We start from the raw sequence: 14,833 nt of genomic DNA on the forward strand, positions 1-14,833 counted from the left end.
TGGGCGAGCCGGTTGGTAGAACATCGTTCTTCTTGGAAATTGGCAAGATAACTATCGGCAAGGGTTTGTGGAGCAGATTAGGGTTGCCTTACACTAACAGACTAACAGGAGAAGGGTCTGGTCAGTTGTTCTGAAGACCTCACCACATCTACCTACCATAAAATGCAGATGAAAGAAAAGCATGTTAGTTGTAACCGGAAGTCTTTATCTTGACGAGAGGCATAGACGTCATGGATGAAATTGGATCATCGTCCCGTTCAAATGGTGCAGAAATCATTCTGGATTGCATAAGTGACGGGGTGATAACGATTGACCTGCAGAAACGGGTGACCTTTTTGAACCGGGCGATGCAGAAAATGCTGGGGTACAAAGTCGATGCAGCGGGGACACTCTTAGCCTGTGATGTGCTGATCCAAAGCAATATTTGCTCGACCAAGGAATGTGTCCTAGAGCGGGCGCTTCAGGGAGAGCGGGTGTCGAATTTTGAAGCAGTGGTTCGTCGACGTGATGGCGTACATATTCCGGTGAGTATCAATACCGACTTTTTATTGGATAAGGAAGGAAAGCTGATCGGGTTAATCGAAGTCATCAGAGATATCTCGCTGTTTCGTGAGTTAAGCGCCAAGGTAGAAGAGGTCTCGCAGCTCAAGCATCGGCTGGGAGAGCAGACCAAACTGGATAATATGGTTGGTAGGTGTCCTCGTATGCAGGACATTATGGCGAAATTGCCCATCGTTGCCGCTTCGAAATCCTCGGTCCTTATCACTGGAGAAAGCGGAACGGGCAAGGAGTTAATTGCTTGTGCATTACATGCCCATAGCCCGAGAAAACATGCCCCCTTCGTAGTGGTGAATTGCTCAAGTCTATCTGAGGGAATTCTGGAGAGTGAAATATTCGGTCATGTCAAAGGGGCGTTTACCAATGCCTATTTTGATAAACCGGGCCGATTTGAAATTGCCAATGGCGGGACGATCTTCCTTGATGAAATCGGGGAGATGAGTGTTGCCACCCAAGTGAAGTTGTTGGGCGTTCTTGAACGGGGACAGTTTGAACGAGTTGGATCCAATGACACGGTCACAGTGGATGTGAGGGTGGTGGCGGCCACGAATCGGAATCTGGAAGAAGCTGTTCAGCAAGGACGATTTCGGGAAGATTTGTATTTTCGTATACGGGTGATTCCCATGGAGCTGCCTCCACTGCGCGAGCGAACGGGAGATATTCCCCTACTCGTGAATCACCTTCTCGAAAAATTTAACCGTGAAATGGGCAAGCATGTCATCAGTTTGTCTCCGCAATGCTTAACGGCTCTCAGTCAGTACCCCTTTCCCGGCAATATCAGGGAACTTCAAAATATGATTGAGCATGCCTTTGTGTGCTGTGAAGAGGATACGATTCAATTTGAGCATCTTCCAGCCGACCTCCATCGGTATTGTTGGGAACATCGGGAATGGACCGATTCCGAAACACTGGAAGCCTTGGAGCGACAAGCCATTTGCCGGGCGTTGGAAAAGTCAGGTTGGCGGTTGAAAGAAGCTTCTCAGCAGTTAGGCATTGGTCGATCGACCTTGTGGCGGAAGGTCAAACAATTTGGAATAACTCAGGTCATTTAGGAGTGTTTCATTGTGGACTTGGTTGTTACCTAGTTGTGCCATTCGTATTTAAGTGTTATATTTTCAATGTCTTATACATTGATGATTCGCACAATTTAGTTTTATTGGTTTCATTTTGAAACATCGAGGAAAGCGGGAAATATAGAAAGTCTTTATTAATTAAGTGCTTGTGGGGAATATATTACGGCATATGGATTGCTTTTCTAATTAACTCAGATACGCATTGATATTATTATTCTTTTTTCAGTGAGAAGGAGTGCTTCAAATGGATTGTCCACGTTGTCAGGGAATAATGATTCAAGATAAGTTTGGTGATGTGGCTGATGAATCCGGCGCCATGTATTTTTCGGGTTGGCGGTGTATTACCTGTGGTGAAATCCTGGATCCCGTGATTTCTGAAAATCGTCGGCATCATCATGAACCCCTCATCGGGCGATCGCGTAAAAAGTTTGCCACGCAGCTAGGGTAGGTGTTTCTGCCCTTCGTATTTCTGTTCGTACCCTCCTATTGTCATTGTGTGTCTGTTGAGAAAGGCCCGAAACTCTCTTCCTTGAGGGTTTCGGGTTCTCTTTGATTCATGTTCTAATGTTGAGTGAGCTAAAAGATCGAAAAAAGCCTCGCACATGGGAAATTTTTATGAGTGTCTGTGAAATAAGGAGAATGTCGAATGGCTGCTGAACAAAACCCGGCTGGTCCCGCGACCCCACCCAATCAACCTGAAGGAAATCCATTGCCGGGCGTGAAACACATCATCGCGGTGAGCAGTGGCAAGGGCGGCGTGGGCAAATCCACGGTCACGGTGAATTTGGCGGTCGCGCTGAAGCAGCAGGGCTACGCGGTAGGGTTAATGGATGCGGATATTTATGGACCGAATATCCCTATGATGATCGGCGTGACGAAAGAGCCGGGGAAGGAAGGGGAGAAAATTCTGCCTGCCGAGGGGCAGGGTGTCAAAGTCATTTCCATGGGATTTTTTGTTCCGGAAGACACGCCTGTGGTGTGGCGGGGACCCATGGTCCATTCGGCAATCCAGCAATTTTTCCGTGATGTGGTATGGGGGGAACTTGATTATTTACTGATCGATTTGCCCCCTGGTACGGGAGATGTGCCGTTGACCTTGTCACAATTAGTGCCGTTGACCGGAGCCATTACTGTGACCACTCCTCAAGAAGTGGCTCTTCAGGATGTGAGAAAAGGCATGACGATGTTCAAAAAAGTTAATGTCCCGTTGCTCGGCGTGATTGAAAATATGAGTTATTTTGTGTGTGGGCATTGTCACGAACGGACAGAAATTTTTTCGACAGGAGGAGGCGAGCGCGCTGCTCAAAAATTTGAGATTCCATTTTTGGGACGGATTCCGATTGATCCGGCCATTCGGGAGGGAGGAGACAAAGGCACCCCGATTGTGAGCAATGATCCCTCGTCCCCTCAAGCTCAGGCGTTTCTTCAGATTGCAAAATCCCTTACAGCCAATATCGACAATGCGGAAAAAGGAAACGGCGATGCTGCGCCCTCCTTATCCAGTTTACTCAAAAAAATTACAGATCCCTTGAAGAAATCTTAAGTGGACAGGCTCTTTGGCATTGAGGAGGACCTATGTCGGAGTTAGTGCGTATCGCGAAAATAGAGGAAGTTGAAGAGGGAAAAGGTATGGTGGTGGAGGCCGGTGAAAAATGTTTGGCCGTCTTTAAAGTGGATGGAGCCTTTCATGTCATCGATAACACGTGTCTGCATAGAGGCGGTCCTTTAGGCGAGGGCGATGTCGAAGGGGAGACGGTGACCTGTCCCTGGCATGGGTGGGAGTACAATGTGAAAACCGGCCATTGTGTTAATAATCCCTCCAGTCATGTGAGAACCTACCCGACCGTCGTCGAAAATGGAGAAGTCAAAGTAGATCTGTCCTAGGCGTAGAAAAGGCCAACTTATAATGGTACCGTGGCCATGAGCAGCTATCCCACATCTCAATTGGCGGGAGAGGTGCAGGTCATAAAAGGCCTCACCCGACCACATCTCCGTCATGTATCGCCTTTCCCTCATAAGTCATTAGGATTTTTTCTCATGCCTTCCTGTCTAAGTCAGATCCAATCAGACAGCTAAACCGTATGCCCGGTTTTGGGCATAGCCTCGCACTTCTTCCCCTTCCCCTTATTAAATTTGGGTTTATTAGGATTTTCCGTGGGTCACGCCCATTTTCGTGCTCTTCTTTCGATTGCCATTGGCTTGAAATTCCTCTCCTTTGTAAGAAGAGGTCGGGGAGGTAGAGTCCGTGGGTTATCGGGCGAACACCGCTGGATAAAACCAATGAAGGCTCCGCAAAGGCTACCTCCCCTCCGTCTTTGATCCTCTTCGGAACAAAACCTCACAAAGGAGGGGGACCCAGGAACGATCAACTTGAATATTTATCCATAGGAATGTCGGAATGTTTCTAAATGTTAGAGCGCATATTTCACCTCCGGCGTCATGATTTTTGGATTACGATCAATCAGGCATAGCATCCCTTTTGGGTTCTTGATAACATTGAGGCATTATACTGGATCGGGTTCATTCAGACCTCTATGCTTGTCAAACGTCTTTTGCTGTTCATCCCGCTGACCCTGGTCATTTTTCTGGTTCAATCCTATTTTTGGGTTCCTACCTACGAAAACCAGGCGGCCGGCAATCCCGATCGACTCGTGACCTACATTGAAGCGTCCATCGGGGATGCCAAAATTCTCAATCCTATCTTGAATGCGGATTCAGCTAGTTCCAATATTGTGAGCCACGTGTTTGAAGGGCTGCTGGATTTAGATGAAGACTTGAAGCTTCGGAGCCGATTAGCCACCGATTGGCAGATTACGGAGCGAGCCTATGTCCTGGTCAACCCGCATCACCGTTTTCCGGATGGGACTGAAGTGACAGGGGACGGGCTCTTTCAGAAGATTCATCAGGCTTGGAAGAATGGAACCATTGAGGGGCTACAGGATAGGGTGCAATCCATTGAATTATTACCCTCGGCCCAACGATCAGAATCTATTTCACTCCTTCTGCCCGATGCGGAAGGCAAACCCCAACTCAAAGACATTTCCGTGAGCATTGAGGTACCGGAACGAGTGGCGTTGACGCTCTCGGAGGTGGACCAGGATTTATTCACCCGTTTACAGCCGGTTCTCGGTGAGCGGTACTTTGAGCACTTTCCTTATGACGAACTGGTTCATCCTCAAGAGCTGGTTCCAAAGGAGTTGGAGGAACCCCTGCGGGCCAAATTTCCGGATATTCTTCCCGTGGGCGAACACAATCCCACGATCCTGTTTCATCTTCGTCAGGACGTGAAATTCCATGATGGGCATGTGTTTGATGCGGGAGATGTGAAGTTTACGTATGAAGCCATCATGAATCCCAAAAATTTGTCACCCCGGACTCCGGACTTTGAGCCGATTAAAACGGTGGAAGTCGTGGATCCCTATACGGTCAGAATTATTTACAAGCGCCTCTATTCCCCTGCCATCAATGCGTGGATGATGGGGATTCTTCCCGAGCATCTTCTCAATGCTGAAGCCTTAAACAGGGAGAAACAGGAGCGAGGATTGTCGGAGGAGGCGCAAAAGGCTTTCGGGATTCGAGAGAGTCAGTTTAATCGGCAACCTATCGGCAGCGGAAGCTTTCAGTTTGTCGAATGGCAGGGAGATGAATTTATTCATCTTCGACGGTATGAGGACTATTGGGAGGGACCCGCACAATATCAGGATTATTATATGCGCATTATTCCTGAACTGTTCACCCAGGAAGTGGAATTCCGGACGGGTGCGATAGATTTTTATGGCGCGCAGCCCCATCAGGTCGACCGTTATAAAAACGATCCGACCTATCAATGGTTTAGCAGTCTGGGATTTGCCTACAACTATATCGGCTACAACAACCGAAAACCCTTATTTGCCGATCCGATGATCAGGACAGCCTTGGGAATGGCGATTAATGTTGATGAGATCATCACCTATCTTGTGTATGGAGAAGGTGAACGGACGACCGGACCCTATCCCCGAAATACCGAATGGTATGATCAGTCCATTCAACCGCTTCCTTACGATCCACAAGGAGCACGTGCGATTTTTGAAAAGGCCGGATGGATCATGAATCGGGATGGCTGGCTCGAAAAGGATGGAAAAATTTTTGAGTTTACATTGATTACGAATAATGGAAATCCCATCAGAAAAAATTTGATGACCATTGCGCAAAATGCCTGGAAAAAAATCGGCGTCAAAGTGAACACGCAGGTCTTCGAATGGGCCGTGTTTTTGAACGATTTTGTGAATACTGGAGACTTTGATGCGGTCGTTCTAGGCTGGAGCATGACCATTGACCCCGATCTCTATCAGATTTGGCATTCCAGCCAGGCAGGGCCACAACAATTGAATTTTGTAGGGTACAAGAACCCACGAGCTGACGAACTCATTGTCCGAATCCGCCAGGAATACAATAGAGATCGACAAGAGGAATTGACGCATGAGCTACATCGGTTGATTCATAAGGATCAGCCCTATACCTTCCTCTACGCGCCCTTAAGCACCAGGGTGTTGGATAAGAAAATTGTGCTGGTCGAGGAAGGGCCGGATGGGAAAGAACAGTTCAAGAAAATTTATCCCACCAAAAGCGGGGACATCACGTTTTATTTCAAAAAATGGCGAAAATTGGAGTTGACGCCGGACTTTTAAGTCATACGATAGGCTCTCAGGTTACAACAGATCTACCATGTGGAATTTTATTGTTCGCAATGTGACGCAACGGCTGATTCTGCTGGTCATTGTGTCTTTTTTGGCCCATTCCTTTATTCATCTGGCTCCAGGGGAACCCAGTGAAGTGGATCCGATGAATCCCCGGATGAAACCGGAAGATATCGCCAAAATTCGCGCGGCCTTCCACTTAGATGATCCGCTCTATGTGCAATATGCGTATTGGATAAGGGACTTGGCTTCCGGGGAACTCAAGTCTTTCAAGGATAGCCAGCCGGTCCTTCCTAAAATTTGGGATCGATTTCTGAATTCTTTGCCCTTATTTATTCTAGCCACGATTCTGGTGTGGACGTGGGCTTTTCCTGCCGGGATTTATGGGGCGGTATTTCGAGGCGGGCTGTATGACCGGCTGACCGTATTTTCGTCGTATGCGCTCATTTCGGTTCCCGGGTTTTTCCTGTCATTTTTAGCCATTTTGTGGGTGGTGGGATGGTTGGGGGTTCCGGTGATCAGCATCAAGACTTTCGGAATGGAGCATGCCCAGCCCGCCTATCAGATGATGGATCGTATCTGGCATTTGGTCATTCCATCCGTCATGACGGCAATCGGGGGGATCGCGGTGCTGTCTCGCTATGTTCGCTCTCAGATGTTAGAGGTGTTGAGCCAGGATTATGTCCGGACCGCCAGGGCGAAAGGTCTTCAGGAGGATACCGTGATTTATGGCCATGCGTTGGGGAATGCGCTACTGCCGTTTGTGACCATGTTCGGTCTTCTGCTCCCCGGGTTGATTGGCGGGTCCGTGATCTTTGAGCAGATTTTTGCCTGGCCGGGGTTGGGACGGCTAGCCTATGAAGCCATTCTTTCAAGAGATTTTCCGATCATCATGACACTCAACTTTATCGCCGCAGTTCTGACCTTATTGGGCACCTTGATTTCGGATATTCTGTATGCGGTGGTGGATCCGAGAATCCGCCTGCATTAATCACGAGAACCAGAGTAACGATCCCTTCATGAATCACTCAAAGACCGGCGCTTCACTTAAATCCAAGGTGGCCTCCCTTGATGCGGAAGGCCTGGCTCCACAGGAAACGCCATGGGAAGAATTCCTCCGCGTATTTACCAAAGACTACCAGGCTCTCTTCGGTTTTTGGGTCCTCGTGCTTCTCTTGCTGATGGCATTGACCGGGAAAGTCCTGACGGAATGGTGGGTTGTATTCGATCCGGAAGCGGTACGACTGACAGATAAATTTCTTCCCCCGCTGTCTGTGCCTTCTCCAGATAGTGTTCCGGAAGATCGGCCGTTTGGCGGGGTCTATCTCATGGGCACGGACGAATTGGGGCGTGACGTATTCGCCCGGATGTTTCAGGGCTCGTTTGTATCGCTGTCTATCGGGTTTGTGGCAGTCGGAATTTCCTTGGGGATTGGCATCTTGTTGGGCGGGCTTTCCGGTTTTTACGGGCACGTGAAGTTGTGGTTTATTACCGTCGATACGCTGATCATGCGATTCACCGATGCCATGATGTGTTTCCCGACATTTTTCCTCATACTGACTGCCGTGGCTCTCCTCCCGCCCAGCATCTACACCATCATGATCATTATTGGGTTGTTTAGTTGGATGGGGACGGCCCGATTTGTCCGGGCGGAGTTTTTGTCCATCCGTGAGCAGGACTATGTGACCGCAGCTAAAGCATTAGGGATACCCGAGGGGCGGATTATTTTCCGGCATATGGTGCCCAATGCTCTGGCGCCGGTGTTTGTGTCAGCCACAATCGGCGTCGCCTCGGCAATTTTAACAGAGTCGGGTTTAAGCTTTCTGGGTTTTGGAGTACCTCCGCCCTATGCCACATGGGGCAATATCCTGTCGGATGGCAAAGGGTTTGTGTTCGATGCGCCCTGGTTATTCTTTATTCCCGGCCTGGCGATTTTTTTGGTGGTGCTGGCCTTTAATCTTGTTGGAGAAGGCCTGCGTGAGGCCTTAAATCCGAAATTGCGAAGCCGGTAAATGGAATCCAGCGTACATCCACTCTTACAGGTGTCCAACCTTCGGACCTCGTTTTTCACGGATAAAGGTGAAATCAAAGCCGTTGACGATGTGAGCTTTTCCATTCGAGGGGGGCAAACGCTGGCCTTGGTGGGAGAATCCGGCTGTGGGAAGTCCGTGGCAGCCCTGTCGATCATGCGTCTGATCTCTGCTCCTGGTCGTGTGATTGGTGGCACGATTCATTTCAAAGGGCAGAATCTGCTGGATCTTCCTGAAAAGGACATGCGCCGGATTCGTGGAAAATCCATTGGCATGGTGTTTCAAGAGCCCATGACCTCGCTGAATCCAGTCATGTCGATCGGCGATCAGATCGGTGAAGTCCTGAACATTCACACGAACCTAACGGATCGCGATATTCGAAAAGAAGTGATCAGCTTGCTGGAGAAAGTGCGTATTTCGGCCCCTGAAAGCCGTATCGATCAATACCCCCATGAAATGTCCGGCGGGATGAAGCAGCGGGTGATGATCGCCATGGCCCTGGCCTGTAAACCTGATCTGTTGATTGCCGACGAACCGACCACGGCCTTGGATGTGACCATACAAGCGCAAATTCTGGATCTGCTGTCGGCTCTTCAGAAGGATTTGGGTATGGCTATTTTGCTGATCACACATAACTTGGGCGTGGTCGCGCAATTTGCCCAGGATGTCATTGTCATGTATGCGAGCAAAATTGCCGAACGGGCAACCGTGAAAGAATTATTCCGCAATCCCAGCCATCCCTACACGAGCGCGCTCTTAAAATCGCTGCCGCGACCGGGTGAACGTCAGGCCAGATTAGAAGCCATTCCGGGAACCGTGCCGTCTCCCTTACAGTATCCGCCCGGTTGCCATTTTTCTTCCCGTTGTCCGGAAGTGATGGAGCATTGCCCTCTTCAGCCTCCGCCAACGGTGCAAGTGGGGGAGTCGCATGAAACCGTGTGTTGGTTATATGAAAAAAAAGAAAAATGATGGAAACGAACTGCATGACCATTTCTGTTATAAGAAAATTCTACATCCAAATTTAAGAATTCGTCGTTACTGATGACTGATTCCACGAAATCCTTACTCCAAGTCACAGGGTTGAAAAAATATTTCCCCGTCCGAAGCGGACTCTTTTCCCGTGTGTCGGCATGGGTTCAGGCGGTCGACGATGTTACGTTCCACCTGAACCAGGGGGAAACGTTAGGCCTGGTTGGAGAGTCAGGTTGTGGGAAGACCACGGTGGGACGAAGTATACTCCGGCTCATGGAGCCGACGGCGGGATCGGTAACCTTCGAGGGAAGGGATGTGTTGGCGCTCTCTTCGAAGGAGTTACGGCAGACACGTCGCCGGATGCAAATCATTTTTCAGGACCCGTATAGCTCACTCAATCCCCGCATGACTATCGGGGCCATTGTGGCGGAGCCGCTCAAGATTCATGAGATTGCCAAAGGCCAGGAACTGCAGGATCAAGTGAATCAGTTGTTTATTCGTGTGGGTTTGAGGCCGGAGCATCAATCACGGTATCCGCATGAATTCTCAGGCGGCCAACGCCAGCGGGTAGGCATTGCGCGTGCCCTGGCGCTCAATCCAAAATTCATCGTCTGTGATGAAGCGGTGTCAGCCCTGGACGTGTCCATTCAAGCGCAAATCCTGAATCTGCTTCGTGACCTCCAGCAGGAATTTGACCTCTCCTATTTGTTCATCACGCATGATCTCAATGTGGTGCAATACCTTGCCGACCGGATCGCGGTCATGTATGTAGGCAAGTTCGCGGAAGTCGCTCCTGCTGAGGATCTCTTTGCGACCCCCAAGCACCCCTACACGCAGGCATTGCTCTCTGCCAATCCGGTTCCCGATCCAACAGCCCCACCCAAACGCATTATCCTTCCCGGCGATGTCCCCTCGCCCTTAAATCCTCCCGCCGGATGCCGGTTCCATCCCCGCTGTCCAGAAGTGATGGATATCTGCAAAACAGTAGAGCCAAAATTGACGCAAATCGGTCCTCCCGAAAAAGGCCACCAGGTCTGGTGCCACTTGTATCCCTAGGGAAACTCCGGCTCAATAGTCTCCTAGCTACTAAAACTCTCGATGGGTGAAACTTTCCATTTCAACATTCCGACATTGAACGCACACCTCATGACTCATTGAAGCCATCCCCACGTTGTCATCCTGAGCCTCCGGCGAAGGATCTGTGCCAAGGTAAAGCTGCCAGAGTTATCGTCTTCGTCATTCCCGACATTGGTAATCGGAAATCTATCTTAGCTTCTTTTGGATGACACCTTATCTTTCTCACCACTGCGCAGTTGTTGATAGCGTTGGCAATGCTAAAAATCCATACGACAATTAGGCAGAATTTTGCAGACGGGTTTCGTATACTATGCCGATTAGTATGATTAGAGGCCTGTACATCTGTTAAACGGGAGTGTGATAAGGAGCGCCGTATTCGCACATGGCAGAAATAAGGTGTACGGAGGAAGCTCAGCGCTGGCTTCACGATCTATTCGATTCCATTGCTGCAGATAATCCAGAAGTAGCCCTGCCAGTTGTCTGAGGAACTTAGGGAAAAGCACAGGTGCCAACGCGTTCCCCAGATCGGCCACAAGTATCGCATTGAGACAGATGGTGAAAGCAGAATCTTGTTCCACGGAAATTACGGGATTGCCTACCTTCTAAAGTTTTCCTCCAGCATTGATTTTTTTGGAGTATTTTACGGGGCACTTAATTATAAAAGGTATCTTTCGTGATTCAGGGGAATAACGTATTGCTCGACTTCGTTCCTATCAATGCTTCATGCCTCCTCTCCAAGTCAGCGAACGGCAGTTAATTCTAGTCGGCTTTTCCGAACTCCGACAGCAGGTCTAGTGTTATATGAATTTGTGGGGAGATTCTGATGGATCTCCCCACTTTTCTTTGCCAATCACCTAATTTGCCGGGCAGAGCGTGGGAGGAGAAACAGATGGTCTAGATGGTGCACTTTCCCATCTATTAACCGGTACAATGCTCACAAGACACTGAGCATCGACAAGTATATTGAAGACATGCCAATACCGAGTTGTCCCTTCACCAGATGGCGGCACATAGACTGTCGATGCACCATCCCGCGTCAATTCGACACGCGCAGGAGAACCAATCATTCCAGGATTAAATGACCCACTGAAATTATGCACAAGATACTGATAGGTTCCCTTCATTAATCGTGCAATAGTTATTACCTCAGGACCAAACCCAGTCCTATCGTCGACATCAAGCCTTGCAAATGGAAGAGTCCCAAAGCTCCCTTTGTTAGCGAAATAGACATGATCCCCGTTTGGGGAAAAAATGTGTGAATCGAGATCGGATGGTTGAGCACCCCACGTCAGCTTTATACTTAATCCGTTCGTTGGCGAGGTCAGAATAAGGCAGGGGGACAACGGAAAGTTTGTACTGCTAGGGCCAATAGCTAGCGTACTGCTTAGTCTAGTTCCATCAAGAGCAATAAGAACTGCCGTGCTGTCTCGACGTAAGGGAACCCTAAAAGTACCATCGGCGGCCGTTCTGACTGATGCTGCACCGGAATAATTGATTCCCAATGTTTGCACAAGTACATTTGGGACGGGCTGATTGGCTGCGTTATGAACACAACCTTCCGCAACGACTGTTTCAAATATTAGACCCGCATTCCAGTAACTAATTCGCCTCACGGTCCCTTCATAGTAATGATTGGGCGCCAGGCCTTGGAGTTCTGCTGTGCCTTCTTCAATCCATAATCCAGTGTTTTCGTCGAAGAAGAAGAGCGGAATGGTTGGCGGAAGAGTGGGAGAAAGGGTTCCAACTGGAATGCGAATGGTTGAGGTCATCCCGGGTGCGAGGTTGTAACGTGTTCCAGTTGCATCGCGCACATCGATTAGCATCGCGCCAAAGCTTTCAATTGGAACTTGGGATCCGTTTCTTGCAGACACGCCCCTAAAATCACCGGGCATCAAGTTGATATCAAGGGCAGGGTTGATCGGAGTGACCGCCACATTAACAGTGCCAGCGGATGCTCCTCCGGACCTTGGGACAAGGCCATTGGGCGGAATTGGCACTTGAGCAGTCGAATTCGGGATTGTCACGCTGGCGCCATTTGCGACTGCCATTGACGCAATAACTCCAGTGGGAAGGAGCCGAACCCCGAGATTGGTCATCTGGCCAGCCGACACGCGAACAACCGGAAAGGCTTCCGCAAAGCCTGTGGCCTCGACATGAACTACAATTCGCTCTCCTATACCAGCCGCAACGGTAAAACGGCCATCTGCCGCAGACGTGGTATTCCCGGCAGTTGTGCGTATAATGGCGCCGGCTACCACTTCACCATTCGCGGAGGACGTTACCTGGCCTGACACGGTGCCTGTCTGAATGATCGTCGATGGTACGTCCCCTCGGCCGGAAATTATCCAGTCCGTCGGGGCGCTGCCAGGGAAACCTACTCTAGCGATGGTCAAGCCGTTCATTACCCACACCGCCATCGTGCCCGAATTGCTATTGCGCCAGATGACATCGACCTGCCCATTTCCCGTCACATCGCCTACGCCCACGATTTGCCATGCCAAGGGCACGCCACCTGGAAAGGCGATGTTTCCAATTGTGGTCCCATTCATGAGCCAAAGGGCCGTGGCGCCGGTACTGGTATTGCGCCATACCAGGTCAGCCCTGCCGTTGCCATCCAAATCACCGACCCCCTGAATGGTCCAGTCTATCGAGGTCGTGCCGGGGAATCCTGTCCGGGTGATGCTCAAGCCGTTCATCACCCATATCGCCATCGAGCCTGAATTGCTATCGCGCCAGATGACATCGGCCTGTCCATCCCCCGTCACATCGCCTACGCCCGCAATCTGCCATGCCAAGGGCATGGCACCTGGAAAGGCGATGTTTCCAATTGTGGTCCCATTCATGAGCCAAAGGGCCGTGGCGCCGGTACTGGTATTGCGCCATACCAGGTCAGCCCTGCCGTTGCCATCCAAATCACCGACCCCCTGAATGGTCCAGTCTATCGAGGTCGTGCCGGGGAATCCTGTCCGGGTGATGCTCAAGCCGTTCATTACCCATATCGCCATCGTGCCCGAATTGCTATTGCGCCAGATGACATCGGCCTGTCCATCCCCCGTCACATCGCCTACGCCCGCGATCTGCCATGCCAAGGGCACGCCACCTGGAAAGGCCGTGGCCTCTATTGTGGTCCCATTCATAAGCCAAAGGCCTGTGGCGCCGGTACTAGTATTGCGCCATACCAGGTCAGCTCTGCCATCGCCATTCAGGTCGGTTTCGCCACCTGCTGTATTGGTCCAGCCTAGGTTGAACAGCATACCTAATAGAGAAACTAAGCCAGCAATAAAGGCGGAATTTGTGGGTTTAGCCGAAAATTTGATTGCCCGATTGTTCATTTTCGGTCTCCTTTTAGAGTCTGGTGCGGCATAAAGGGATGTGTGTTTATAGCCCTTTTATGCTGGCGGTCAAATAAAAAAAGGGGTGAGAAAAATTTCTCACCCCTCCCTGGGTTAAACCTCTTCCATGAGATTTATTTAAATAATGGCTTTTATGAGTTTATGGAAATCTATTCATAGTGGAACTATATTTTTTGCATGTAATAAAATCAACAAAAATAAATGGTTCTCTGGGGTCAAAACCTTTTGTATTTTTCCTCGCCTAAAACGGAGAAAAGGTTAATGTCCCGTTCACCGTAATCGGTGCAGCTAATTCGTCCACATCCTTCAACACGGTAACTATCGGTCTCAAATTCTTCCCCTCCCGGAGGCACGCTCACCCGCGTGATGGTTCCGGTTTGACGATCATTCACAAATATGTCGAAGACCTGGTTGGTGTCTCCCGGAACTAGGTTGTCGGCTAAGGACGCAAAGGCGACCCATCGCCCATTTCCGCTGAGAGAGAACCCTTATCCATACCCTGCCGGCAGGCCGATGGATCCCTCAACCCATGGGGTGGTTTGGGCCCTCGTTTCCTGCGGAAGCGTCCCCAGCAATAGGATGAGCCCGCAGACAACAGGCAAGATCCATGAGCAATTGCCACTCTTGCTTTGGATATGTCCATTAGCGGCTCTCCTTTTTCGCGTCGCCTGTCAACATGGAGCTGGAAATAAACATAAATGGATTCGTGATTAGCTTTACCCTGTTCACTAGACCAAAAAAAACGTGATGAACGGGCTACGCCCGCCTACCACGCTCTTTGTGTTTCTGTACCCGCACCATACGACCTCCCGAGTGGGAACGTCTTAATCCACTGTGCGCGGCCTCCTTGCCGAAGGATGCAATCCCTGTGATGGAGAATCTTTGCTCTTTGCGTGAATAAAATCAACATTAATTTTCCTCTCCATTGAATTTTTCTAGCCCTCGGGGTATTCCAGAAAATGACTGAGGCTGTGTCTGCTTTTATATAATGATTGTAAGCGTCTAGATGGTGCAGAAGGTTACAATAAAAGTGTAGGTTGCCCGAGGGAGAGAGCAATCTTTTGATAGTAAGGCTTCATATGAATGTTGGATCG

The 14,833-nt window shown here is 49.8% G+C and carries 11 protein-coding genes; 9 read left to right on the forward strand and 2 right to left on the reverse strand.

The window, feature by feature from the left end:
• The first annotated feature begins 209 nt into the window (after positions 1–209).
• From PJI16_16885 to PJI16_16925, 9 genes are all read left to right on the forward strand, one after another.
• On the forward strand, positions 210–1,610 hold the full coding sequence (locus tag PJI16_16885; GenBank protein MDT3779242.1) for a sigma 54-interacting transcriptional regulator: 1,401 nt from the start codon (positions 210–212) through the stop codon (positions 1,608–1,610).
• 265 nt (positions 1,611–1,875) lie between these two features.
• Positions 1,876–2,079, forward strand: a complete 204-nt coding sequence (locus PJI16_16890; protein ID MDT3779243.1) for a hypothetical protein — start codon at positions 1,876–1,878, stop codon at positions 2,077–2,079.
• A gap of 198 nt (positions 2,080–2,277) precedes the next feature.
• Positions 2,278–3,174, forward strand: a complete 897-nt coding sequence (locus PJI16_16895; GenBank protein MDT3779244.1) for an Mrp/NBP35 family ATP-binding protein — start codon at positions 2,278–2,280, stop codon at positions 3,172–3,174.
• A 32-nt stretch (positions 3,175–3,206) separates the two neighbouring features.
• On the forward strand, positions 3,207–3,515 hold the full coding sequence (locus tag PJI16_16900; protein MDT3779245.1) for a Rieske (2Fe-2S) protein: 309 nt from the start codon (positions 3,207–3,209) through the stop codon (positions 3,513–3,515).
• A gap of 650 nt (positions 3,516–4,165) precedes the next feature.
• The gene (locus PJI16_16905) at positions 4,166–6,298 is read left to right on the forward strand and encodes an ABC transporter substrate-binding protein (GenBank protein MDT3779246.1); all 2,133 of its coding nucleotides are present in this window, start codon (positions 4,166–4,168) and stop codon (positions 6,296–6,298) included.
• A gap of 37 nt (positions 6,299–6,335) precedes the next feature.
• Complete coding sequence (locus tag PJI16_16910; GenBank protein MDT3779247.1) at positions 6,336–7,298, forward strand: ABC transporter permease; 963 nt, start codon at positions 6,336–6,338, stop codon at positions 7,296–7,298.
• 28 nt (positions 7,299–7,326) lie between these two features.
• Positions 7,327–8,319: an ABC transporter permease gene (locus tag PJI16_16915; GenBank protein MDT3779248.1), complete on the forward strand. Its 993-nt coding sequence runs from the start codon at positions 7,327–7,329 to the stop codon at positions 8,317–8,319.
• Entirely contained in the window at positions 8,320–9,306 is a 987-nt protein-coding gene (locus PJI16_16920) for an ABC transporter ATP-binding protein (protein ID MDT3779249.1), read from the forward strand.
• A 72-nt stretch (positions 9,307–9,378) separates the two neighbouring features.
• Positions 9,379–10,365, forward strand: a complete 987-nt coding sequence (locus PJI16_16925) for a dipeptide ABC transporter ATP-binding protein (protein MDT3779250.1) — start codon at positions 9,379–9,381, stop codon at positions 10,363–10,365.
• A gap of 347 nt (positions 10,366–10,712) precedes the next feature.
• Here the strand turns inward: PJI16_16925 and PJI16_16930 are convergent, their stop codons facing one another.
• Both PJI16_16930 and PJI16_16935 read right to left on the reverse strand, forming a co-directional pair.
• Positions 10,713–10,964, reverse strand: coding sequence for a hypothetical protein (locus tag PJI16_16930; protein MDT3779251.1), 252 nt, complete (start codon positions 10,962–10,964; stop codon positions 10,713–10,715).
• A gap of 276 nt (positions 10,965–11,240) precedes the next feature.
• Complete coding sequence (locus PJI16_16935) at positions 11,241–13,718, reverse strand: FG-GAP-like repeat-containing protein (GenBank protein MDT3779252.1); 2,478 nt, start codon at positions 13,716–13,718, stop codon at positions 11,241–11,243.
• Positions 13,719–14,833: the final 1,115 nt, after the last annotated feature.

This window comes from Nitrospira sp. MA-1, from assembly GCA_032139905.1.
GTDB lineage: Bacteria > Nitrospirota > Nitrospiria > Nitrospirales > UBA8639 > Nitrospira_E.